Origin of the sequence: Kosakonia sp. 1610, assembly GCF_050435845.1 — a bacterium.
Taxonomy (GTDB): domain Bacteria; phylum Pseudomonadota; class Gammaproteobacteria; order Enterobacterales; family Enterobacteriaceae; genus Kosakonia; species Kosakonia cowanii.
In genome coordinates this window covers 455773-478006 of the sequence record NZ_JBNDKZ010000001.1, presented here as the reverse complement: position 1 = coordinate 478006, position 22234 = coordinate 455773, and the positions used below count along the sequence as shown (strand labels likewise).

Genomic DNA, 22234 nt, shown 5'->3' with positions numbered 1-22234 from the left:
TTAAAAGGAGCCTGAGATGAAGCCTGGTAAAATTCTTGTCATCGCGATCTTTCTGCTGATGGCCATCGGCGGGATCGGCGGCGTAATGCTGGCTGGTTATTCGTTTATCGTGCGCGGCGGTGCCGGTTGAGCCGTAGCGCCAGCCGTTCAAAGCCCCGATCGACAATGATTGCCGCCAGCGCCACCAGCACTGCCCCCTGCACAATATAGGCCGTATTAAACCCGCTCAGGCCGATGATAATCGGCGTTCCCAGCGTGCTTGCCCCGACCGTAGAAGCAATGGTTGCCGTACCGATATTGATAATCACCGACGTGCGAACCCCGGCGACAATCAGCGGTGCGGCCAGCGGCAACTCCACATTAAGCAACCGCTGCCAGCCGCTCATGCCCATCCCCTGCGCCACGCTCTGTACGCTTGCCGGAACCGCAGCGATCCCCGCCAGCGTCCCCTGTAAAATGGGCAGCACGCCATAGAGCACCAGCGCAATAATGGCGGGCGCTTTGCCAAAGCCCATCACCGGCACCGCAATCGCCAGCACCGCCACCGGCGGAAAGGTCTGCCCGACGGCGGCGATAGTTTCTGCCAGCGGGCGAAACTCTTCCCCACCGGGTCGCGTTACGGCAATGCCGACGCCCATGCCAATCGCTACCGCAATAACGCTTGAGAGCGCGACCAAAGAGAAGTGGGCAAGGGTTAGCGCGACAAAACTCTCCTGCAAATAGACCGGGCGCGGCAGTTGCGGAAAGAGCGCGCTAAACAGCGGCGCGCTGTGGGGCAACCACATCAGCAACGCGATAAACAGTGCCAGCAGCCAGAGCAGCGGATCACGCAATATTTTCACGGCCCGCCTCCCCGCGTAACAGATCGCGGAAATGGAGGCTGCCGCAGGGCTGCCCATGGGCATCCTGCACCGGCAACACCTCGCAGCGCTGGGCGACAAACGCGGAGAGCGCCTCGCGCAGGCTCATCTGTGCCTGCAACGGCTCGCCGTGGCTGACCGGGTCGTTACGCAGATAGTCGCTCACCTGGCGCAGGGAGAGCAGGCGCACGCCCAGCTCGCTGCGGCCAAAAAATTCGCGCACAAAGTTATTCTGCGGCGCGGTCAGCATCTCCAGCGGCGTCCCCTGCTGCACGACGTTGCCGCCATCCATCAAAACCAGGTGATCGGCTAACTGCAACGCTTCATCAATATCGTGGGTCACCAGCACAATGGTACGCCCGAGCAGGCGGTGTATGCGCACCATCTCCTGTTGCAGAGCGCTGCGGGTGACCGGGTCGAGCGCGCCGAAGGGTTCATCCATCAACAGCACTTCCGGATCGGCGGCCAGCGCGCGGGCAACGCCAACACGCTGCTGCTGCCCGCCGGAAAGCTGGTGCGGAAAACGATCGCGCAGCCCCGGCTCCAGCCCGAGCAGCGCCATCAGTTCCTCCACCCGCGCGTCACGTTTGCCGCGCGACCACTTTTGCAGTTGCAGCACGGTGGCGATGTTCTGCGCCACCGTCCAGTGGGGGAAAAGCCCAATCGACTGAATGGCGTAGCCCATACGGCGGCGCAGTTCGATCACCGGCAGGCTGCGGATCTCCTCTCCGGCGAAGGTGATTGTCCCCTCGTCGTGTTCGACAAGGCGGTTAATCATCTTCAGGGTGGTCGATTTTCCCGAGCCGGAGGTGCCAATCAGCACCGAAAACGCGCCGGTTTTCATCTGCAAATTGAGCTGATTAACCGCCCGCTGCCCGGCAAAAGTTTTGGAAACGTTGTGAAATTCAATCATGGTGTTTTACCTTCAACAGCGCGAGGGCAAGATCAAACAGGGCGTCAATCACCACCGCCAGGCCGATAACCGGGATCACCCCGAGCAGCACCAAATCCAGCGCGCTGCTGAGCAGCCCCTGGAAGACCAGCGCGCCAAAGCCGCCTGCGCCAATCAGCGCGGCGATCACCGCCATGCCAACCGTCTGAACCGCCACCACCCGCAGGCTGCGCAGTAACAGCGGCAACGCCAGCGGAATACGCACTTGCCAGAAGCGCTGCGCAGCGCTCATGCCCATCGCCTGCGCGCTCTCCAGCACGTCGGCAGAGACCTCATTTAGCCCGGCAACCACGCCGCGCACCAGCGGTAACAGCGCGTAGAGGATCAGCGCAATCAGCGCCGGTGTGATGCCGGTACCGGCAATGCCTATCGATGCGAGGAACGGAAAGTGCTGCGCCAGCCCGGCAAGTGGTGCAATCAGCAGGCCAAACAGCGCCACCGAGGGGATAGTCTGGATAATGTTGAGCGCGGTAAAGACCGGCCCCTGCCGCGCCGGATGGCGATAACACCACAGCCCGAGCGCGAAACCGATGGCTAATGCCGGGAGCAGCGTGCCGAACAGCAAGGTTAAGTGCTGCGCCAGCGCGTCATCAAACACCTCCTGGCGGTTGCGGTACTCATGCAGCAGCGAGAGGTTATCCAGCTCGCCGCTAAGCAGCAGCCAGAGCGGCAATAGCCAAATCTGCACATGCAGCAGCCAGCGCCACACCGGGTGAGCAACAAGGCGGCGAATGGCATCGCTACAGGCGAGCAGGCTGAGCGCCAGCCATAGCCATAAGCCGCTGCCGGGCGAGGTACGCGCCAGCGCGCTGCCACTCTCCGCCAGATCCGTTGCCGCACGGCCTGCGCTCCACACCAGCAGGCAGAAGAGGAGTTCAGCCAGAACCAGCGTTGCTGCCTGCGCGCTGCGTCCCGGTATAAAACAGAGGATCAGCAGAAGTGCAGGCGCAAGCAGCCACAGGCCGCTAAACAGCTGCCACAGCGCGCGCCCTTCGCCAGAAACCAGCCGGTTTGGCGCATAGTTGATAAACGGCAGCCACGCCGCCAGCCCTCCCAGCACAACCAGCAGCAACAGCACGCGGTTGTGGCAGCGTTTCGATCCCTCCATCACGCGTTATTTCACCAGGCCTTTTTCTTTCAGGTAGTCCGCCGCGACTTTCTTCGCATCCAGCCCCTCCACCGCGATGCTGGCATTCAGCTTCTGCAGGGTCTTCTCATCGAGGCTGGCAAAGACCGGCTTCAGCCAGCTATCCAGCTCCGGGTAGGCTTTCAGCACCGCTTCACGCACCACTGGCGTCGGGGCGTAGATCGGCTGTACGCCTTTCGGATCGCTTAATGTCTGTAAGCCGAGCGCCGCCACCGGGCCGTCGGTGCCGTAAGCCATCGCAGCGTTAACGCCGGATGTTTGCTGCGCCGCCGCTTTAATGGTCACCGCCGTATCACCACCAGCCAGCGACAGCAGCTGATCCTGCTTCAGATCGAAGCCGTAGGCTTTTTCAAAGGCAGGCAGCGCATCGGCACGCTCAATAAACTCCGCCGACGCGGCCAGTTTGAACTCGCCACCGTTTTTCAGGTAACGGCTGAGATCGTCAAGGGAGGTGAGTTTGTTCTTCTGCGCCAGATCCTGACGCACGGCGATGGTCCAGGTGTTATTAGCTGGTGCAGGCGTCAGCCAGATAAGCTTGTTCTTCTCAGCATCGAGTTTTTTCACCTTCTCGTAGCCCTGCTGCGCGTTTTTCCACGCCGGATCGTTCTCCTCTTTAAAGAAGAATGCGCCGTTGCCGGTGTACTCCGGGTAGATATCCAGCTCGCCAGAAGTGATGGCGCCGCGCACTACCGGCGTGGTGCCGAGTTGCACTTTATTGACGGTTTTTACGCCGTGGCTCTCCAGCACCTGCAAAATGATATTGCCCAGCAGCGCGCCTTCGGTGTCGATTTTCGATCCCACCTTGATCGGTTCTGCGGCCTGCAACGGTAAGCTTACGGCGGCGATTAGCGCCACTGAGCAGGCAAGTTTTCGGCTGAGTGTCATAATTTATCCCTCATTTTTTTACTGCCTTTATCAGCAGCTTGAGAAAAAAGCGTAGCTGAAAAATAGCGACGCGAAGGTGAAGCGGTGCGAAACGGTAAAGCGGGTATTAAAAAAGGCCGGTTGCCCGGCCTGATGAGTGGTTACTTTAATTCAAATTCGCCCTGGTTGACTCGAGCGGAGTCGACGCCGATAAAGACGTTGAACTTGCCCGGCTCGGCGTCGTACTTCATGCGCTGGTTCCAGAACTTGAGCGCGTCGACATCGATCGGGAAGCTGACGGTCTGCGTCTCACCCGGCTTCAGGTTGACCTTCTTAAAGCCGCGCAGCTGTTTCACCGGGCGGCTCATCGACGCGGTGACATCCTGCACATACATCTGGATCACCGTCGCCCCTTCGCGCTTGCCGGTGTTGGTCACCTCAACTCTTGCATCCACGCTGCCACCGCGGGTCAGCGTTGGCGCAGACATCTTCACATCCGACACTTTGAAGGTGGTGTAACTCAGACCATAGCCGAAGGGATAGAGCGGGCCGTTGGCTTCATCAAAGTAGCGGGAGGTGTACTTGTTCGGGTTATCGGCATTATAAGGGCGACCGGTATTCAGGTGGCTGTAGTAGACCGGGATCTGACCCACGGAGCGCGGGAAGGACATCGGCAATTTCCCGGAAGGGTTGTAATCACCAAACAGCACATCGGCGATGGCGTTGCCGCCTTCGGTACCGGCAAACCATGTTTCCAGGATAGCATCAGCCTGCTGATCCTCTTTCACCAGCGCCAGCGGACGCCCGTTCATCAGCACCAGCACCAGCGGCTTGCCGGTCGCTTTCAGGGCGGTAATCAGATCGCGCTGGCTCTGCGGAATGGTGATATCGGTGCGGCTGGAGGCTTCGTGCGCCATCCCCTGGGCTTCACCTACCACCGCTACCACGACGTCAGATTTCTTCGCTGCGGCTACCGCTTCATCGATCATTGCCTGCGGGGAGCGTGGATCAACCACCACCGCCGGTTCATAAAGGTTAAGGAAATCAACAATGCCTTTATCATTGGTGATATTCGCCCCTTTGGCGTAGATCACCTCGCCTTTGTCCTTCAGCGCGTCACGAATACCGGTCAGCACGGTGACCGACTGATCGGCAACCCCGGCGGCAGACCAGCTGCCCATGGAGTCGCGCTTGCTGTCCGCCAGCGGCCCAATCACCGCCACGGTGCCCGATTTTTTCAGCGGCAGCGTTTCCAGACGGTTTTTCAGCAGCACCATACTTTCGCGCGCCACTTCCCGCGCCTCTTTGCGGTGCAGACGGCTTTCGGCGTTGGTGTCCTGCGGGTCGCTCTCTTTCGGCCCTAAGTGGCTGTAGGGATCGTTAAACAGCCCCATATCATATTTGACGTTCAGCACATGGCGCGTGGCGTCATCCAGCTCCGCCATCGTCACCTTGCCGGATTTGATCAGCCCCGGCAGGTATTTGCTGTAGTACTCGTCGCTCATGCTCATGTTGATGCCGGACTTCAGCGCCACGCGCACGGCATCTTCCGGATCGGCGGCGGTGCCGTGTTTAATCAGCTCCTTAATCGCGCCGTGATCGGAAATGGTGATGCCTTTAAAGCCCCACTCATCGCGCAGCAGATCTTTAAGCAGCCACGAATCGGAGGAAGCCGGTGTGCCGTTCAAAGAGTTAAGCGCCACCATCACCCCGCCGCTACCTGCGTCGAGTGCCGCTTTGTAAGGCGGCATATAGTCGTTGAACAGCCGCTGCGGGCTCATGTCGACGGTGTTGTACTCTTTACCGCCCTCCACTGCGCCATACGCGGCGAAGTGTTTGACGCTGGTCATCACCGAGTAGCGATCCGCCGGGCTTTTGCCCTGCATCGCTTCCACCATGGTGCGGCCCATTTCAGAGGTCAGGAAAGTATCTTCCCCGAAGCCTTCCGAGCCGCGTCCCCAGCGCGGATCGCGCGAGACGTCGACCATCGGTGCCCAGGTCATATTCAGGCCATCATCGGCGGCTTCATAAGCGGAGACGCGCCCGACGGTTTTCACCGCGTCGAGGTTAAAGCTTGAGGCGAGGCCAAGGCTGATTGGGAAAACGGTGCGCTGACCGTGCACCACATCGTAGGCAAAGAAGAGAGGAATTTTCAGGCGGCTAAGCTGCATCGCCTGGTCCTGCATGGCACGAATGTCCTGGCGGGTGACGGTGTTAAAAATAGCCCCGACCTGGCTGGCTTTAATCATCTCGCGGATCGCCTCTTTCGGGTTATCCGGCCCGACGCTTATCAGGCGCAGCTGGCCTATTTTCTCATCCACGGTCATCTTTTTAAGCAGGTCAGTGACAAAGGCGTCCCTGGCTTGCGGCGTCAAAGGATGGTTAGCAATCATCTCTTCGGCCAGCGCGGGTTGCAGCGCAAGGCTCACAGCGACACCTACAGAACATAGCCATTTCATGTCGTTTACTCTCTTGTATTTTCAGCAAAAACCGCGGTAACGGGCCGCGGAAAAACGCAGTGTGCCATAATCCTGGCACGTCTTGCAGCGCCAGGCTCTGATTTTTATGTTAATTCGCTCCCCTTCGGGCCTCCTCTGGAGCTAACATTAGTAACGAAATATTCACAATATCATTCACGCAGCCTGCAACCGGCGTGAAGCAGAGCATCCTTTTTATTCATGCTTCGCCACAAGGAGTGGATCGTGACCCAGTCAAATAACACTTTCATTAACGAACTCAAACGATTAGTAGGTGCTTCTCACCTGCTGACCGATCCGGCCAAAACCGCCCGCTACCGTAAAGGTTTCCGCTCCGGCCAGGGCGATGCGCTGGCGGTGGTCTTTCCCGGCACGCTGGTTGAATTATGGCGCGTTCTCAACGCCTGCGTGATTGCCGACAAAATTATTCTGATGCAGGCGGCAAACACCGGCCTGACGGAAGGCTCGACGCCGAACGGCAATGATTACGACCGCGATATCGTCATTATCAGCACCCTGCGCCTCGACAAACTGCACCTGCTGGATAACGGTGAGCAGGTGCTGGCCTACCCTGGCACCACGCTCTACTCGCTGGAAAAAGCCCTGAAACCGCTGGGACGCGAACCGCACTCGGTGATTGGCTCCTCCTGTATCGGCGCGTCGGTGATTGGCGGCATCTGCAATAACTCCGGCGGATCGCTGGTGCAGCGCGGCCCGGCCTACACCGAGATGTCGCTGTTTGCGCGCATTGACGATCAGGGCCGCTTACAACTGGTTAATCACCTCGGCATCAAGCTTGGCGAAACGCCGGAGCAGATCCTCGGCAAGCTGGATGACGATCGTATACAACCTGGCGATGTGCTTCACGACCAGCGCCACGGCCACGATCATGATTACATCAACCGCGTGCGCGATGTTGAAGCCGAAACCCCGGCGCGCTATAACGCCGACCCCGATCGCCTGTTCGAATCCTCCGGCTGCGCGGGCAAGCTGGCGGTATTTGCCGTGCGTCTCGACACCTTCCCGGCAGAAGCGCGCCAGCAGGTGTTCTATATCGGCACCAACCAGACTGCGGTGTTAACGGAGATCCGCCGCCATATTCTGGCCGATTTCGACCATCTGCCGGTCGCCGGGGAGTATATGCACCGCGATATTTACGATATCGCCGAGCGCTATGGTAAAGACACCTTCCTGATGATCGACAAGCTCGGCACTGACAAGATGCCGCTCTTTTTCAATATCAAAGGGCGCACCGATGCGCTGCTCGATAAAGCGACGGTGTTTAAACCGCACTTTATCGACCGTTCATTGCAAAAAATCAGCGGTCTCTTCCCTTCGCATCTCCCCTCGCGCATGAAGGAGTGGCGCGATAAGTATCAGCACCATCTGCTGCTGAACATGTCCGGCGGCGGCATTGATGAGGCGCAGAACTGGCTGAAGGCCTTTTTCGCTGACGCCGAAGGGGACTTCTTTGTCTGTACGCCGGAGGAAGGGAGCAAAGCGTTTCTGCACCGTTTTGCCGCCGCCGGGGCCGCGATCCGCTATCAGGCGGTGCATGCCGACGAGGTGGAGGATATTCTGGCGCTCGACATCGCCCTGCGCCGCAACGACACTGAGTGGTTTGAGCACCTGCCGCCAGAGATTGACAGCCAGCTGGTGCACAAGCTCTATTACGGCCACTTTATGTGCCACGTTTTCCATCAGGATTACATTGTTAAAAAAGGCGTCGATGTGCACGCCCTGAAGGAGCAGATGCTGGCACTACTGGCGCAGCGCGGGGCGCAATATCCCGCCGAGCATAACGTCGGTCATCTCTATGAAGCGCCGGATGCGCTGAAACGTTTTTATCGGGAAAATGATCCGACTAACAGCATGAACCCCGGTATTGGTAAGACGAGTAAGCGCAAATTCTGGCAGGAGACCGCTCAGGCAGAGCATCCCGCCGATCCGGCGATAAAGTAGCCCCTCGCCGTTTTGTGCTGCGCGCGCCTTTCGTAATAGAGTAGCGACAGCGCCAGAGAATCCTCTCTCTGGCGCGTTGCGTTGAAAGGAGCGCGCCCGATGTCAGCTGTTGATATTCTCTCTGGTCCTGCGGTCGAGGTGCGTGACGCCCGCCCCGACGATGTACACGCCATTGCCTCCCTCTACGCCTGGCACGTGCTGAATGGCCGCGCCTCGTTTGAAGAAGTGCCCCCCACGATTGATGAGATGCGCAGCCGCATGAGCAAGCTCGCCGCCGACGGGTTGCCGTGGCTGGTGGCGCTCTTTCATGGTGTGATTGTCGGCTACTGCTACGCCGGTTTTTATCGCCCGCGTCCGGCTTATCGCTACACCCTTGAAGAGTCGATTTATGTCGATGCCAGTATGACCGGGCGCGGCATCGGCTCGACGCTGCTTGGCGCGCTGATCGCCCGCTGTGAAGAGGGGCCGTGGCGGCAACTGATCGCGGTGATTGGCGACGGGCATAACAATGCCGGTTCGCTAAGAGTGCATAAAAAACATGGATTTGAAGTGGCCGGACAGTTGCGCAGCGTCGGCTATAAGCAGGGAGACTGGCGGGATACGTTGATTATGCAGCGTCCACTCAACGACGGTGACTGGACGCTGCCGGAGTAATTAATCGTTCTGCGCGGTCAGTTCGCCCGCCGAGCCTGGCGGCGTTTGTGCCATCTGCGCCGCTTTCTGGCGCTTGTAGCTTAACGCGGCAGCGGGAACCGGCTGCACTTTGCCGGTCTCAATCCAGGTACGCAGGCGGCTGGCATCGGCAAAGTGGGTATATTTGCCAAAGGCATCCATCACCACCAGCGCCACCGGTTTGTTGCCAATCAGCGTGCGCATCACCAGGCAGTGGCCCGCAGCGTTGGTAAAGCCGGTTTTCGTCAGCTGAATATTCCAGTTATCGCGGTAGACCAGATGGTTGGTGTTGCGAAACGGCAGCGTATAGGCCGGATTAGCAAAGGTCGCCATCTCTTCGCGCGTGGTGCTGAGCTGGCCAATCAGCGGGTACTGTTTGGTGGCGATCAGCAGCTTGCTTAAATCGCGGGCGGTGGAGACGTTCTGGATCGACAAGCCGGTCGGCTCGACGTAGCGCGTATGGGTCATGCCCAGCGCGCGGGCTTTGGCGTTCATCGCGGCGATAAAGGCTTTATAGCCGCCGGGATAGTGGTGCGCGAGGCTTGCGGCCGCGCGGTTCTCCGACGACATCAGCGCCAGCAGCAGCATATCTTTGCGGCTGATCTCACTGTTCAGCCGCACGCGGGAGTAGATCCCTTTCATCTCGGGCGTCTGGCTGATATCGACTTTTAATTTTTCATCCAGCGGCAGGCGCGCATCCAGCACCACCATCGCGGTCATCAACTTGGTAATAGACGCAATCGGGCGCACCAGATCGGGGTGGCTTGAGTAGATCACCTTATTGGTTTGCAGATCGACAATCATCGCGCTGCCGGAGGCGATTTCCGGCTGTGCTGCGGCAACCGCAACGACTGTTTTTGCCTGCGCCATCGGCGCGAAGGGCGCACTCAGTGCAAGGGCCAGGCTTAAAAGAGAGACTCGAAATTTCTGCATGGTGAGGCTTCTGAAAATTATTCACGCGCGTTATAACGCACACCGCTTCTGTTCATGAGAGTTATAACAGGGCTGGCTCTGGCATAATAGCCGCCGCGCAGGGTTGCCGCCAGAGAAGAATCGTTGCGAGAAATTGCGTTGCCAGCAGGGTGTGCCAGCAACGCGGGGAGAGTTAAAACAGGCGGTAGCCATAACCCCAGAGGATCACCGTCAGCGCCAGCAGGATCTCCAGCAGCAGCACGCCGATGGCAAGCGTCGAACTGGAGAAGTTGAGCCCCTCTTCCTTGTTGATGTTAAGGAAGGTCGGGATGCCGACATAGAGCAGATAACCGGTGTAAAAGAGCGCGACGGTGCCGACCAGCGCGCAGAGCCACACTAGCGGATAGAGTGCGACAATACCGCTGAGAAACATCGGGGTTGCGATATAACCGGCAAACACCATGCAGCGCGCCAGCGACGGACGCTGCGGATAGTTACGCGCCATCCACCAGATGACACGCCCCATCACCGCGACGCCCGCCAGCATCAGGCCATAAAAGAGAATTGCCAGGTAAAAACCGGTAGATAACGACAGAGGCACGACGACATTCTCGCCGAAGCTCCAGCCAAACTGCGTGGTACCGATAAATGCACAGATTACGGGAATGGCCGCCATGATAAGCACATGGTGGGTGTAGTGGTGCGAAACGGTCTCGTTTTCGCGTTTGATCACCTGCATTTCACGATCGGGATGGGACAGGAGTCCCCAGACATGGTTCATAACGCCCCCTCACTGAAAGCCCGAACATCGAGCTGTAAGTATACGTCACTTTTATGATTATTTTTTGTACAACAGAAAAAAGCCGAAATGATTGAACGCAGCGCAAAGCCGGATGCAGGTATATGCTTAAAGACGTTTTACAGGAGGATGTAATGACACTGGATATCAATCAGCTTATTAGCCAGTATGGCTACGCCGCGCTGCTGGTCGGCAGCCTCGCCGAGGGCGAAACCATCACCCTGCTTGGCGGTGTGGCGGTGCATCAGGGGCTGCTACGCTTTCCGCTGGTGGTGCTCGCGGTTGCCATGGGGGGCATCATTGGCGATCAGTTGCTCTACTTTGTTGGCCGCCGCTATGGCGTTAAAATTTTGCGCCGCTTCACCCGCTACCGCGGCAAGATCCATCAGGCGCAGGCGCTTATTCGCCGTCACCCCTATCTGTTTGTGATTGGTACACGCTTTATGTATGGCTTTCGTATTATCGGGCCGATATTGATTGGTACCAGCCATTTAAAACCGAAAATCTTCCTGCCGCTGAATATCTTAGGCGCGTTTATCTGGGCGCTAATCTTCACCACGCTGGGTTATGTTGGCGGGGAAGTGATTACGCCGTGGCTGGAGTCCTTCGATCAGCATGCGAAGCGCTGGATCTGGGTGGTTATCGCCATTGCGCTGGTCTTCTGCCTGCGGTGGTGGTTTCGCCACCGCAGGAAAAAGCGTGAAGAGAATCCGGGCGATAGCTAAGCTTTTTGCGGTTTGAACTGCGGGTTTGCCAGCATAAAGCCGCCATCAATGATAAACGACTGGCCGGTGGTGTAGCTGGCATCATCGGCGCAGAGCCAGGCGACCATACTGGCGATCTCCCGCGTTGTGCCCGGCCGCGCCAGCGGAATGTTCGGCATCGAGCCGGGTTTGGCATCATCATCGCTCATGTTGTTCATCGGCGTGGCGATAGCACCGGGCGCAACGGCATTGACCAGAATGTTGTGCGGCACCAGCTCCAGCGCCATCGATTTAGTCAGGCCACCAAGCGCATGTTTTGCCGCGGTATAGGCAGTCGCTTCCGGCAGCGGGGTGTGCTCGTGAACGGAAGTGATATTGACGATGCGCCCGCCCTGCCCCTGCTTAACCATATGACGGGCGGCGATCTGCGAGCAGAGAAACGCGCCATCGACATCGACAGTGAAAATGCTGCGCCAGTCCTCAAAAGTGAGATCGAGAAACGGGGCTTTGCTCATCGCACCGGCGTTATTGACCAGCGCGTCGATACGCCCGAAGCGGGCAATAAGGGTTTCAATCGCCTGTGCGCCCTCCGGCAGATGGCTGAGATCGAGCTGGATGGTCTCAGCCCGGCGGCCAAAAGCTTCTACTTTTTGCGCTGTCTCCTGCGCGCCGCGCTCATCCGAGTGCCAGGTAATGCCAATATCAAATCCCCGCTCTGCCAGCATCAGCGCGCTCTGCTTGCCGATGCCCGAGTCTGCGGCGGTGACGATTGCTACTTTATTTGCCGACATGCGCTTCTCTCCGATTATTTAATAAGCAGTTAAGTATAGAAAAAAGGCGCAATGTTGAGAGATTGACTAGGCTTGCTGTAACTAACACATGAGAAGGAAGACGAAAATGATGAAATTTTTACTTTGGGCGATCCTGATTATTTTCCTGATTGGCCTGCTGGTGGTAACCGGCGTCTTTAAGATGATTTTCTAAGACCCCTGCCGGATGGCGGCTTCAGCGGAATGACTCGGGTGTTGTAGGCCTGATAAGCGCAGCGCCATCAGGCATTGCGACATTGCCGGATGGCGGCGAAGCCTTATCCGGCCTGGGAGATCCAGGCCCGGTGCGCGTTAATGCCACCGGGCCTTTTGCAAATGTTACTCGCCCTTCGCGCTGTAATTGATTGGCACCCAGCGATAACCGTTCCCGGCTTTTATCACTTTGCCAATCCCCGGGAAGGCGATATGCGCCGCCGCTACCCAGTCACCTTCACGCGCCACCTGCGCCAGCACCTTCTCGCGCGTTGCCACCGCCTGCTTACGATCGACATCAAAATGAATCGCCACTTTGGGGTCGGGCAGTTGCACTGGCTGAGCATGAATAATGTCACCCCACAGCATCACGGTTTTTCCGCCGTGCGTAACGCGGTAGATCACGCTGCCAGGCGTATGTCCGGCTGCCGGGATCGCCTCAATGCCGGGGAGGATTGTTGTTGGCGCGTGGAACGTGCTTAGCTTACCGGCATCGATCACCGGGCGTAGCGAGCGTTCCGATTCGGCAAAGGTGTGGCGTTGCCCCTCCTCTACCTCCGACTCCCGCTTCGGATTAAGCCACAGATCGACATCGCGCTGGTCGACGCGCACGGTGGCATTCGGGAACGCCGGTTTGCCATCACGCTGCACGCCACCGGAGTGGTCGCCATGAATATGGGTCAGCAGCACCAGATCAATGGCGGCCGGATCGATCCCCGCAGCGCGCAGATTCTCCGGCAGATGCCCGCCCGCATCGCCCATCAGCGCTCCGGCACCTGTATCGACCAGAATCAGCTGCTTACCGGTGTTGATGACAAAGGCGTTGATGGAGGTTTCGGCCTGCACCGCCATATTGGCCTGCGCCATCTGCGTCTGTAAGCGCTGCGGTGTGATATCGATTAGCAGCTTGTCCAGCGGCACCTTAACCGTCCCATCCGAGACGGCGGTGAGTTGCCAGTCACCCAGCGCCATCCGGTAGTAGCCCGGTGCCTGTGCCTGCCGGGTGGAAAGCGGCGTGGCGATGGCGTGTTGCATAGTCAGCCCGGCGGCAGTAAGCGCCAGCAGTAGCGGATAATATTTCATTATTTCTCTCCTGTTTTGCATTGCGCCAGTATGCTTCGCCCGCTACTATCACTCCAATTGATTGGAGCAATAATGACTATCAAAGAGAATGATTTCCGCAAGATCGATCTGAACCTGCTGATCGCTTTTGCCGTGCTTTACCGCGAGCAGAGCGTCTCTGCGGCAGCGGATAAATTGCATCTGGGCCAGCCGGCGGTGAGCGGCGTGCTGTCGCGCCTGCGTACGCTGTTTGACGATCCGCTGTTTATTCGCAGCGGTCACAAAATGCAGCCCACCGCCCGCGCCAGCGAACTGCACAGTGAACTCCTGCCGCTGCTGGAGCAGTTGCAGAGCGCGCTGTTTCAACAGGCGGCGTTCGATGCGCAAACCGCAAAGGCGACGCTGACGCTGGGCATGGCGGACTGGGTCGAGATATGGCTGATGCCGAAGCTGATTCCGGCGCTGATGCAGCATGCGCCGGGCATCCGCCTGAACGTGGTGGCAAGCGATCCCTTCAGCGATGCCACACGGCTTGAGGGCGGAGAAATGGATATGGCGGTCAGCGTCGCGGTTGGCGGGCCGCGCTGGCTGGAGCGCGAAGTGTTAACCACCATGCCGTTTGCCACCCTGTGGCATCCGCAGCAGTTAACGCTCAGCGCGCCGCTGGATGTGGAGACCTTTGCCGCGCAGCGACATTTGATGGTCAGCTATCGCGAAGCGAGCAGCAGCCATTTTGATACCCTGCTGGCAAAAAGCGGCTATCAGCGGCAGATCCACTACACGACGCCGCACTTCGCCGCGCTGCCGGGTTTACTGGAGACGATGCCCGCACTGGCAACGGTGCCCGCCGGGCTGGCGGATGAGTGGCAGCGCACCCGTGGATTGATGCGCAGCCCGTTACCGCTCGATGCGGAACCAATTGAAGTGGCCATGCTCTGGCATCAGCGCCACAGCAGCGATCCGGCGGTGATGTGGCTCAAAACCTTTATCGCTGCGCTTATCGTCTGACGCTCTGCCAGAGCGTTTACTCCAGGTTCGCGCCGTTGCTGGCGATCACATCGCGATACCAGAAGAAGCTCTTCTTGCGGCTGCGCGCCAGCGTGCCGCTGCCATCATCTTCGCGGTCAACGTAGATAAAACCGTAGCGCTTGGAGATTTCCGCTTTCGAGGCGCTCACCAGATCGATAGGCCCCCAGCTGGTGTAGCCCAGCATCTCGACGCCATCTTCAATCGCTTCACGCACCTGGAGCAGATGGTCGTTCATGTAGGCGATGCGGTAATCATCATGAATGCTGCCGTCCGCCTCCACATGATCCTTCGCGCCCAGCCCGTTCTCAACAATAAACAACGGCTTCTGCCAGCGATCCCACATCATATTCAGCAGCGTGCGCAGGCCAAGCGGATCGATCTGCCAGGCCCACTCGGAACTGGGCAGATGCGGATTCGGCACCATGCTGAGAATATTGCCGCGCAGCTGCTCGTTAAGCGCTTCATCGGCGGTGACGCAGCCGCTCATGTAGTAGCTGAAGGAGATGAAATCGACCGTGGCGCGCAGCGCTTCACGATCCGCGTCGGTGATCTCAAGCTCAATGCCGTTATCACGGAAGTAGCGCAGCATATAGCCGGGATAGGCCCCGCGGCACTGTACGTCGCCAAAGAAGGCCCAGCTACGGTTCTGCTGCAGCGTCTCAAACACATCTTCCGGTTTACAGCTGAGCGGGTACATCAGCCCGCCGAGCAGCATATTGCCGATTTTGGCGTCCGGGATAATCTCATGGCACGCTTTAACCACCAGCGCGCTCGCCACCAGCTGATGGTGAATCGCCTGGTAGACTTCCGCTTTGCTGCTGCTGTTGGGCAACCCGACGCCGGTCATCGGCGCATGGAGCGACATATTGATCTCATTGAAGGTGAGCCACAGCTTCACTTTGTTTTGATAGCGGTTAAACACCGTGCGGGCATAGTGTTCAAAGCAGCGGATCGTCTCGCGGCTGCCCCAGCCGCCGTACTCTTTGACTAATCCCCACGGCATTTCGTAGTGCGACAGCGTCACCAGCGGCGTGATGCCGTGCTCTGCGAGCTCATCAAACAGGTCATCATAAAATGCCAGCCCTGCTTCATTCGGCGTGCTCTCATCGCCGTTAGGGAAAATACGCGTCCAGGCGATGGAGATACGCAGGCAGTTAAAGCCCATTTCCGCAAACAGGGCGACATCTTCCGGGTAGCGGTGGTAGAAGTCGATCGCCACATCCTTCAGCGCGCTGTCGCCCTCTTTGCGCTCAACAAGCTCGCCAAATACGCCGTTCGGCTGCATATCGGATGTCGAAGGGCCTTTGCCATCCTCCTGCCATGCGCCTTCAACCTGATTGGCGGCAATGGCGCCGCCCCATAAAAATCCTGCTGGAAATGCTTTCATTCTCTTCTCCTTTGATTACACGGCTACCGCCAGCAGCGGTTTCCCGGCCTGAACAGAGGTGGGTGCCACGTTATTTACGCTGGCAAAGTTTTCACTATTACTGATGATAATGGGCGTGGCGAGATCGAAGCCGGCCTCAAGGATCGCGGCGCGATCGAATTCAAGCAGCAGATCGCCTGGCTCTACTCTGTCGCCGACGCTGACATGCGCGGTGAAGGGTTTCCCGTCCAGTTTTACGGTATCGATACCGACATGGATCAACATCTCTACCCCGCTATCGCTGAGCAAACCAATCGCATGTTTGGTTTCAAACAGTGAGGCCACTTCTCCGGCAAACGGTGCGACGACCCGGCAGTCCACCGGAATAATCGCCACGCCATCCCCCAGCACACCGCTGGCGAAGGTGGCATCCGTCACCTGGTCCAGCGCCAGCACGCTGCCGCTCATCGGTGCCAGCAGCGTCATCCCATCTGTATCTGTTTTTTGCGCAGGTGCCGCAACGGCTGCCGGTGCTTTCGGCAGCCCGGCAATGCAGGTCAGCAGTAATGCCAGCATAAACGACGCTGCGCTACCGACAATACCGCCCCACAGCGTGGCATCGATGCCGCCCGGCGGGATCATCTGAGCAAAAGAGAACACGTTCGCCATGCCGAAGGAGTAGGTGTGTGTGCCGCTAAAACCGACAATCGCTCCGCCCAGCGAGCCGCCCAGGCAACCAAAGATAAACGGGCGGCGCAGCGGCAGGGTTAAGCCATAGACCGCCGGTTCAGTGATGCCGAAAATCCCCGCCGCCACGGCTGAACCCGCCAGCGTTTTTTGCTGTTTGTCACGGCTGCGCAGAAAAATACCCAGCGTGGCGCCCACCTGTCCAAGCACCGCAGGCAGCAGGATCGGCAGCATTGAGTCCTGACCAAAAACGGCCATGTTGTTGATCATCAGCGGCACTAATCCCCAGTGCAGGCCAAATATCACGCACACCTGCCACAGTGCGCCCATCGCGCCACCCGCCAGCCAGGGAGAGAGGGTGTAAATGGCCTGATAGCCATTCGCCAGCCCCTGACTCAGCCATGTTGCGACCGGGCCGATAATCAAAAAGGTGAGCGGCACAGTGACGGCAATGCAGAGCACCGGCGAGAAGAAGTTCTTCACGGCTGAGTGCAAAAAGCGGTTGCCCTGCTTCTCCAGCCAGCAGCTGACCCATGAGGCGAGAATAATCGGGATCACCGAGCCGCTGTAGTTGAGAAAGGTGACCGGAATGCCGAGGAAGGTTTCGCTCACCGCCCCGCTCATCTGCGCAGCGTCAAAGGCGGCGATCATCAGCGGATGGGTTAACGCTCCGCCAATTGCCATGGTGATAAAGGGGTTGCCGCCAAATTTTTTCCCGGCGGTATAACCCAGCACCAGCGGGAAGAAGAAGAAGAGCGCATCGCTGGCGGCAAACCAGATTTTATAGGTGCCGCTCTCTGGCGTCAGCCAGTTGCAGACCACCGCCAGCGCCAGAATGCCTTTCAGGATCCCGGACGCGGCCAGAATGCCGATAAAGGGGGTGAATATGCCCGAGATAATGTCGATCAAACGGCTAAAGAGCGAACTTTTGTCATCGCTTGCAACGACCGGCGCATCCTCCTTTAGCCCGGCCGCGTCGCATACCGCCAGCCAGACGTCGTGCACGTGGTTGCCGATCACCACCTGAAACTGTCCGCCGCTCTCCACGACCATGATGACCCCGGGTTCTTTTTTTAGCCCGTCGGCATCGGCCTTTTTCATCTCTTTGAGTTTAAAGCGTAACCGCGTAGCGCAATGCACCACGCTGCTGATGTTCTCCTTGCCGCCAACGTGGCTGAGAATGACGTTCGCCAGCGTTTGATAATCCATGCTTGTGTCCTTACCTCTTGTGTCTGAGTAAAAAAAAAACCTGAGCCACGCCACCTTGCGGCGACGGACTCAGGTTTTGCCTGCACACGTTAATGCAGTAACAACCCATAGGTGCAGTTAGCGCTGCTCTTTCCTCACGCGCTCGATATGGAGCGCGAGAAACATTGTCTCTTCGCTGGTCAGCCGCCGCTGATAGGTGCTGGCCAGGTGAAGCGCCACTTTCTCGGCGCACTTCCACGCCAGCGGGTAGTTATCTTTCACCGCCTGGTGGAGGCTGAGATCGTCGTCGTCAATCACCGTGCTGTTCAGCATGCGCTGGGAGAAGAACTTCAGATGGGTTACAAAGCGCTGATAGCTCAGCCCCTCTTCGTCATACTCCAGCTTTAACTGATACTGCACGATATGCAGGATCTCCTGCATCGCACGGGTGATATGCATCACCTCCGGCATCGCGCTGTTTAACTGTGCCGTCACCAGATGCAGCGCAATAAAACCCGCTTCATCTTCCGGCAGCGTCACACCGAGCCGCCTGGCGATGATCGCGCGCGCTTCATGCCCGAGCGCGAACTCCTTCGGGTAGAGACGCTTGATCTCCCACAGCAGCCCGTTGCGGATAAGCAGCCCTTTTTTCTGCCGCTCGATGGCGAAGTAGCAGTGATCGGTGAGCGTGATATAGAGGCTCTCCTGCAACTTCCCCAGCCGTTCGCTGGCCAGCGCAATAATGCGATCGCAGGTGGTCATCACCTCCAGCGGGATCTGATTGAGCAGCTCACCCAGGCGGCGCACCAGATCGTCGCTTTGCAGTGCGAAGACCTTTTCGATCGCGCCCTCGTCGAGCCGATCGCCGGGACGCTTCTGAAATGCGATACCGCGCCCCATCACCACCTGCTCGCGCTGCTGCTCGTCCAGCACCACGGCGACGTTATTGTTTAATATTTTGGCGATACGCATGCCGCCCGCCGGAACCAGACCGGAAGAGAAACCGGCCTCGCCGATGTGTGACACCATCAGCGGAACAGGGCCTGATACTGGGCTTCATACTGCGGCGCATTCCACTGGCCATCGAACACCGTCAGGGTGATATAGCCTTTGTTGAGCCAGCCGGTATCGGTGTCCGACTCGTTCGGCATCAGCATCTTTTCATTGATCACCTGCTGTGCACGACCATCTTCCAGCAGCACATAGCTGTGCTGCGCTTCGGGGAAGGATTCATTACCAATAAATTTCTCACCCTTCACCGCGCTTTTCGCCAGCGGAGGATAGTTGATGCTCAGGCCGGAGCCAGCTGGCAGCAGCGGCTGTCCGGGCTGGCGTTTTGCCTGAAGCTTATCGACCAGCGAGACCACATAATCGACCGAGTCCGGCCAGTATTTATGCGTGCTGGGCCAGCCCGCTTTTTGCTCCTCTGCCGTGAACAGGTAACCGATGCTGGCGGCAATCGCCGGGTAGCCGTAGCGCACGGCGCGCACCGCTGCGCCCACGGTGCCGGAGTTAAGCTGCGTGACGCCGGTGTTCGGGCCATCATTGACACCGGAAATGACGAGGTCCGGCGGGTTCTCTTTCAGAATGCCGAGCAGGCCGAAATCGATGGCATCCGCAGGCGTGCCTGGGAAGCAGTAGCGTTTTTCCGCCACTTTCTTCACATCGAAGATTTTGTTGGGTTTGAAGGTAATTGCCGAGCCAATGCCGCTCTGATTGGTGGCGGGTGCCACCATCCAGACATCAAAGCCTTTGGCGGCCAGTTTTTCCTGTAAGGAGATCGTGCCGATGGAGTCGCAGCCGTCGTCGTTGACCAGTAAAATGCGCGTTGCGCGTTCAGCCGCGTGAGCGCCGGTGGAGGCGAGTGCGGTGAGCAAAAGTGCCAGTAACGTTTTATTCACGGTGAATCTCCTTATTGATTATGCAGACCAAATTTGTATTCCATGGTGATGCCGCCGCCGAGGCCATGCGAGCGGTGGAAATCGCGCTTATCGTCCGTCAGCCAGGGTTTGCCTTTTACCAGCTTCCAGCTGTAGCTCGGACCAAAGCCGGCAAACAGCGATAAGCCAGAGAGAGCTTTCGGCGTCCACGCAATAAAACCGCCATACTCCCACTGATTTAATTTGACGCCCTGATATTTCGCCCCAAAACCATAATTAGCGAAAATACCTGTGGTCAATTCCGGCGAGAGAACATATTTACCGTACCAATAAATCATCTGCTCATTATCATTGACGTAATCATTGCCTTCGCCATCCGCCGGGCTATTAAATGCGCCACGGGTGTTTTTACCCATATGCCAATAAAAATGCCCGAGGCCATTATCCAACGGCGCTTTTGTTTTTGACCAGGCGACACCTGACTCCATTGCGTAATATTGATAGCCCACCAGCGCAAAAATATGCTGCGCGCTATGCGTAAATCCACGCGCGCCTTCCCACTCTGCCAGCCCGCGATTGTAATACCAGGCACTGCGTAATAACAGCGACTCTTTTTCAGCCAGCGGCAACGCAAATTGTGCCTCTATTCCCTGGCGGAAAAGATAATTATCACTTTCGCCTGCCAGCCAGCTTACGCGGGTATTTTTATCAGGACTCCAGCTTATATCACCGGTAACAATATGATCGATGGGCTTATTAGTTTTTAAAGTATAAATGCGGCGCTTTTCCGGTTCATCACGTTCTGAAAAACGGGTGACCCAGGCGGCGCGGGCAGAGAGATCGCCAATGCCGCTCTCAAGACTTACCCCCTGCCATGAACTTGGTGCGGCCCGACTGCGCGTGACGCTGAGCGTGCCAAACTTATAAAGCTGCTTCCAGCCCGCGTAGAGCCTGGCGTACGCATGCTCATCCTCCCATTTGAGCTTGGCGTAAAGCTGCCCAACTTTGTTGAACCCTTCCGCATGGCCGTTGTTATCGCGCAGCAGATCGCGCCCGGCAAAGTCTTTGTTCGCGTAGAGCTTGACCACGCTATACCATGAGGCATCAATACCGATAGCATCCCGGTACCAGCCGCTCTGATAATCAAGCAGCGCGCCCTGTGCCCACGCTTTCTGGTCACCAATACCGGCTTCTGAGTGCTGGTTATTAGTATTAATCATCCAGACATTTTTTAACGTGACATCGAACCGACTATTTTCAATAAAACCCTGAGTGTTGGGCAGTTCACTATTAGCAAAAGCGCTAGTACCGCTAATACCTGACAGGAACGCCAAAGGTAAGGCGAATTTAATATGTGCCATTTCTATTCCATTTTTATATTGCTGGCCGCAACTGCCGCGTTAAAAATAGTGCTAACGCGTAAGGCTCAGACAATTCCTTATAGTTATTTGCTTTACAGCTTTTATTTACGCACACCATCAAAACAAAAAAACCCAAACCCGAAATTCACAAGCGGTGAATTTGATGGTTTAGGTTTTGCCTGTTTAACAGTAACAACCCTGCGATGGTGTGGGTAAATAAATACCATCCCACATGGAAATAATCTACGAGCAATTTAGGTAAGAGCGTAAAAGTGTGACTCAGATAACGCTACGAATTGAGGCAATTACATCGTAGCGTTGCAGGATCCTATATTTCGACGCGCGCAATAGCTGCCGCAATATCCTGAGAGGTTTTGTAGGTGCGAATTTCCGCAAATAGATCGCCAGCTTCAGCGTACTCTTTGCGCAGATAGCCCAGCCACTGCTTGATGCGGGCAACGTGATACAAACCGGTATCCCCCTGCTTCTCAAGCCGACTGTATTTCGCCAGCAGCGCAACCACTTCAGGCCAGGGCATGCGCGGCTCGTTATATTTCACCACCCGGCTGAGGTTTGGCACATTGAGCGCGCCGCGGCCAATCATCACCGCATCACAGCCGGTCGCTGCCATGCAGGCCTGCGCGCTCTGCCAGTCCCAGATTTCACCGTTGGCGATAACCGGGATCGACAGGCGCTGGCGGATCTCACCGATCGCCTGCCAGTTGATGCGCTCGGCTTTATAGCCATCCTCTTTCGTTCGGCCATGCACCGTCAGTTCGCTGGCACCCGCCTGCTCTACCGCATCGGCAATTTCAAACTGGCGGGCGGAGTTCTCCCAGCCAAGACGAATTTTCACCGTCACCGGCAGATGCGACGGCACCGCTTCGCGCATCGCCTTCGCACCGCGGTAAATCAGCTCCGGATCTTTGAGCAATGTCGCCCCGCCGCCGCTGCCGTTGACCAGTTTCGACGGGCAACCGCAGTTCAGATCAACCCCCCACGAGCCAAGTTCAACCGCGCGGGCGGCATTTTCCGCCAGCCACTGCGGATATTGACCCAACAGCTGAACGCGCACTAATGTGCCGGAGGAGGTGCGGCTCTGGCGCTGCAATTCCGGGCAGATTTTATGGAAGGATTTTACCGGCAGCAGCTGATCGACCACGCGCAGAAACTCGGTGATGCAGAGATCATAATCATTGACGTCAGTCAGCAGCTCGCGCACCAGAGAATCAAGCACGCCCTCCATTGGAGCCAGTAATACACGCATAAATCACCCCGAAAAAATGAGGC

Annotated in this window: 21 protein-coding genes; 6 read left to right on the top strand and 15 right to left on the bottom strand. The window is 57.7% G+C overall.

Features of this window, described 5'->3' with window-relative positions; genetic code table 11:
* Positions 1-16 precede the first annotated feature (16 nt).
* Positions 17-130: a protein YohO gene (locus tag ABIC80_RS02205; RefSeq protein ID WP_023479821.1), complete on the top strand. Its 114-nt coding sequence runs from the start codon at positions 17-19 to the stop codon at positions 128-130.
* Here the strand turns inward: ABIC80_RS02205 and ABIC80_RS02200 are convergent.
* The 5 genes from ABIC80_RS02200 to bglX all read right to left on the bottom strand — a co-directional run bounded on the left by ABIC80_RS02200 (position 105) and on the right by bglX (position 6282).
* Positions 105-842 carry an ABC transporter permease gene (locus tag ABIC80_RS02200; RefSeq protein ID WP_242388052.1) on the bottom strand — a complete coding sequence of 246 codons (738 nt, stop codon included), beginning with the start codon at positions 840-842 and terminating at the stop codon, positions 105-107. The genes ABIC80_RS02205 and ABIC80_RS02200 overlap by 26 nt on opposite strands.
* A complete protein-coding gene (locus ABIC80_RS02195) occupies positions 826-1773 on the bottom strand; it encodes an ABC transporter ATP-binding protein (protein WP_429175246.1) in 948 nt (315 codons plus the stop codon). The genes ABIC80_RS02200 and ABIC80_RS02195 overlap by 17 nt, the downstream gene beginning before the upstream one ends.
* The gene (locus ABIC80_RS02190) at positions 1766-2920 is read right to left on the bottom strand and encodes an ABC transporter permease (protein WP_305208043.1); all 1155 of its coding nucleotides are present in this window, start codon (positions 2918-2920) and stop codon (positions 1766-1768) included. The genes ABIC80_RS02195 and ABIC80_RS02190 overlap by 8 nt, the downstream gene beginning before the upstream one ends.
* A gap of 6 nt (positions 2921-2926) precedes the next feature.
* A complete protein-coding gene (gene osmF / locus ABIC80_RS02185; RefSeq protein WP_124967825.1) occupies positions 2927-3844 on the bottom strand; it encodes a glycine betaine ABC transporter substrate-binding protein OsmF in 918 nt (305 codons plus the stop codon).
* Between the two features lie 140 nt (positions 3845-3984).
* On the bottom strand, positions 3985-6282 hold the full coding sequence (gene bglX, locus ABIC80_RS02180) for a beta-glucosidase BglX (protein WP_305208041.1): 2298 nt from the start codon (positions 6280-6282) through the stop codon (positions 3985-3987).
* A 219-nt stretch (positions 6283-6501) separates the two neighbouring features.
* On the opposite strand from bglX, the gene dld reads away from it, so the two are divergent.
* Together dld and ABIC80_RS02170 are read left to right on the top strand one after the other, a co-directional pair.
* Positions 6502-8262, top strand: coding sequence for a D-lactate dehydrogenase (dld, locus tag ABIC80_RS02175; RefSeq protein WP_429175244.1), 1761 nt, complete (start codon positions 6502-6504; stop codon positions 8260-8262).
* 99 nt (positions 8263-8361) lie between these two features.
* Positions 8362-8916 carry a GNAT family N-acetyltransferase gene (locus ABIC80_RS02170; protein ID WP_042715932.1) on the top strand — a complete coding sequence of 185 codons (555 nt, stop codon included), beginning with the start codon at positions 8362-8364 and terminating at the stop codon, positions 8914-8916.
* On the opposite strand, the gene pbpG is transcribed toward ABIC80_RS02170, so the two are convergent.
* Complete coding sequence (gene pbpG, locus ABIC80_RS02165; RefSeq protein ID WP_429175241.1) at positions 8917-9867, bottom strand: D-alanyl-D-alanine endopeptidase; 951 nt, start codon at positions 9865-9867, stop codon at positions 8917-8919.
* A gap of 172 nt (positions 9868-10039) precedes the next feature.
* A complete protein-coding gene (locus ABIC80_RS02160; RefSeq protein WP_094421034.1) occupies positions 10040-10627 on the bottom strand; it encodes a Yip1 family protein in 588 nt (195 codons plus the stop codon).
* Between the two features lie 158 nt (positions 10628-10785).
* Here ABIC80_RS02160 and ABIC80_RS02155 point away from each other — a divergent pair, with 158 nt between their 5' ends.
* Positions 10786-11370, top strand: a complete 585-nt coding sequence (locus ABIC80_RS02155; RefSeq protein WP_429176452.1) for a DedA family protein — start codon at positions 10786-10788, stop codon at positions 11368-11370.
* Here the strand turns inward: ABIC80_RS02155 and ABIC80_RS02150 are convergent.
* Entirely contained in the window at positions 11367-12140 is a 774-nt protein-coding gene (locus ABIC80_RS02150; protein ID WP_200133306.1) for an SDR family oxidoreductase, read from the bottom strand. The genes ABIC80_RS02155 and ABIC80_RS02150 overlap by 4 nt on opposite strands.
* Before the next feature lie 88 nt (positions 12141-12228).
* On the opposite strand from ABIC80_RS02150, the gene yohP reads away from it, so the two are divergent.
* Positions 12229-12333, top strand: a complete 105-nt coding sequence (yohP, locus tag ABIC80_RS02145; protein WP_223284180.1) for a small membrane protein YohP — start codon at positions 12229-12231, stop codon at positions 12331-12333.
* 164 nt (positions 12334-12497) lie between these two features.
* Here the strand turns inward: yohP and ABIC80_RS02140 are convergent, their stop codons facing one another.
* Positions 12498-13454 carry an MBL fold metallo-hydrolase gene (locus tag ABIC80_RS02140; protein WP_428982174.1) on the bottom strand — a complete coding sequence of 319 codons (957 nt, stop codon included), beginning with the start codon at positions 13452-13454 and terminating at the stop codon, positions 12498-12500.
* A 72-nt stretch (positions 13455-13526) separates the two neighbouring features.
* Here ABIC80_RS02140 and ABIC80_RS02135 point away from each other — a divergent pair, with 72 nt between their 5' ends.
* Positions 13527-14441, top strand: a complete 915-nt coding sequence (locus ABIC80_RS02135) for a LysR family transcriptional regulator (RefSeq protein WP_094421042.1) — start codon at positions 13527-13529, stop codon at positions 14439-14441.
* Positions 14442-14457: 16 nt separating this feature from the next.
* Here the strand turns inward: ABIC80_RS02135 and ABIC80_RS02130 are convergent, their stop codons facing one another.
* The 6 genes from ABIC80_RS02130 to dusC form a co-directional block, all read right to left on the bottom strand.
* Positions 14458-15849, bottom strand: a complete 1392-nt coding sequence (locus ABIC80_RS02130) for a glycoside hydrolase family 1 protein (RefSeq protein WP_429175238.1) — start codon at positions 15847-15849, stop codon at positions 14458-14460.
* Between the two features lie 15 nt (positions 15850-15864).
* Positions 15865-17724 carry a PTS beta-glucoside transporter subunit IIABC gene (gene bglF / locus ABIC80_RS02125; RefSeq protein WP_429175236.1) on the bottom strand — a complete coding sequence of 620 codons (1860 nt, stop codon included), beginning with the start codon at positions 17722-17724 and terminating at the stop codon, positions 15865-15867.
* Positions 17725-17841: 117 nt separating this feature from the next.
* Positions 17842-18675, bottom strand: coding sequence for a transcriptional antiterminator BglG (gene bglG / locus ABIC80_RS02120; RefSeq protein WP_200580048.1), 834 nt, complete (start codon positions 18673-18675; stop codon positions 17842-17844).
* Between the two features lie 56 nt (positions 18676-18731).
* On the bottom strand, positions 18732-19604 hold the full coding sequence (surE, locus tag ABIC80_RS02115) for a 5'/3'-nucleotidase SurE (RefSeq protein ID WP_200579933.1): 873 nt from the start codon (positions 19602-19604) through the stop codon (positions 18732-18734).
* A gap of 11 nt (positions 19605-19615) precedes the next feature.
* Entirely contained in the window at positions 19616-20944 is a 1329-nt protein-coding gene (locus tag ABIC80_RS02110; RefSeq protein WP_429175233.1) for an OprD family outer membrane porin, read from the bottom strand.
* Positions 20945-21272: 328 nt separating this feature from the next.
* A complete protein-coding gene (dusC, locus tag ABIC80_RS02105; RefSeq protein WP_200133313.1) occupies positions 21273-22211 on the bottom strand; it encodes a tRNA dihydrouridine(16) synthase DusC in 939 nt (312 codons plus the stop codon).
* Positions 22212-22234: the final 23 nt, after the last annotated feature.

Coding starts and splice junctions, on each gene's coding strand:
- bglG (WP_200580048.1), bottom strand. CDS start 18,675: ATGCGTATCGCCAAAATATTAAACAATAACGTCGCCGTGGTGCTGGAC.
- bglX (WP_305208041.1), bottom strand. CDS start 6,282: ATGAAATGGCTATGTTCTGTAGGTGTCGCTGTGAGCCTTGCGCTGCAA.
- yohP (WP_223284180.1), top strand. CDS start 12,229: ATGAGAAGGAAGACGAAAATGATGAAATTTTTACTTTGGGCGATCCTG.
- ABIC80_RS02205 (WP_023479821.1), top strand. CDS start 17: ATGAAGCCTGGTAAAATTCTTGTCATCGCGATCTTTCTGCTGATGGCC.
- ABIC80_RS02130 (WP_429175238.1), bottom strand. CDS start 15,849: ATGAAAGCATTTCCAGCAGGATTTTTATGGGGCGGCGCCATTGCCGCC.
- dld (WP_429175244.1), top strand. CDS start 6,502: ATGCTTCGCCACAAGGAGTGGATCGTGACCCAGTCAAATAACACTTTC.
- pbpG (WP_429175241.1), bottom strand. CDS start 9,867: ATGCAGAAATTTCGAGTCTCTCTTTTAAGCCTGGCCCTTGCACTGAGT.
- ABIC80_RS02110 (WP_429175233.1), bottom strand. CDS start 20,944: ATGGCACATATTAAATTCGCCTTACCTTTGGCGTTCCTGTCAGGTATT.
- ABIC80_RS02140 (WP_428982174.1), bottom strand. CDS start 13,454: ATGAAATATTATCCGCTACTGCTGGCGCTTACTGCCGCCGGGCTGACT.
- ABIC80_RS02150 (WP_200133306.1), bottom strand. CDS start 12,140: ATGTCGGCAAATAAAGTAGCAATCGTCACCGCCGCAGACTCGGGCATC.
- osmF (WP_124967825.1), bottom strand. CDS start 3,844: ATGACACTCAGCCGAAAACTTGCCTGCTCAGTGGCGCTAATCGCCGCC.
- ABIC80_RS02135 (WP_094421042.1), top strand. CDS start 13,527: ATGACTATCAAAGAGAATGATTTCCGCAAGATCGATCTGAACCTGCTG.
- ABIC80_RS02190 (WP_305208043.1), bottom strand. CDS start 2,920: ATGGAGGGATCGAAACGCTGCCACAACCGCGTGCTGTTGCTGCTGGTT.
- dusC (WP_200133313.1), bottom strand. CDS start 22,211: ATGCGTGTATTACTGGCTCCAATGGAGGGCGTGCTTGATTCTCTGGTG.
- bglF (WP_429175236.1), bottom strand. CDS start 17,724: ATGGATTATCAAACGCTGGCGAACGTCATTCTCAGCCACGTTGGCGGC.
- ABIC80_RS02160 (WP_094421034.1), bottom strand. CDS start 10,627: ATGAACCATGTCTGGGGACTCCTGTCCCATCCCGATCGTGAAATGCAG.
- ABIC80_RS02170 (WP_042715932.1), top strand. CDS start 8,362: ATGTCAGCTGTTGATATTCTCTCTGGTCCTGCGGTCGAGGTGCGTGAC.
- ABIC80_RS02195 (WP_429175246.1), bottom strand. CDS start 1,773: ATGATTGAATTTCACAACGTTTCCAAAACTTTTGCCGGGCAGCGGGCG.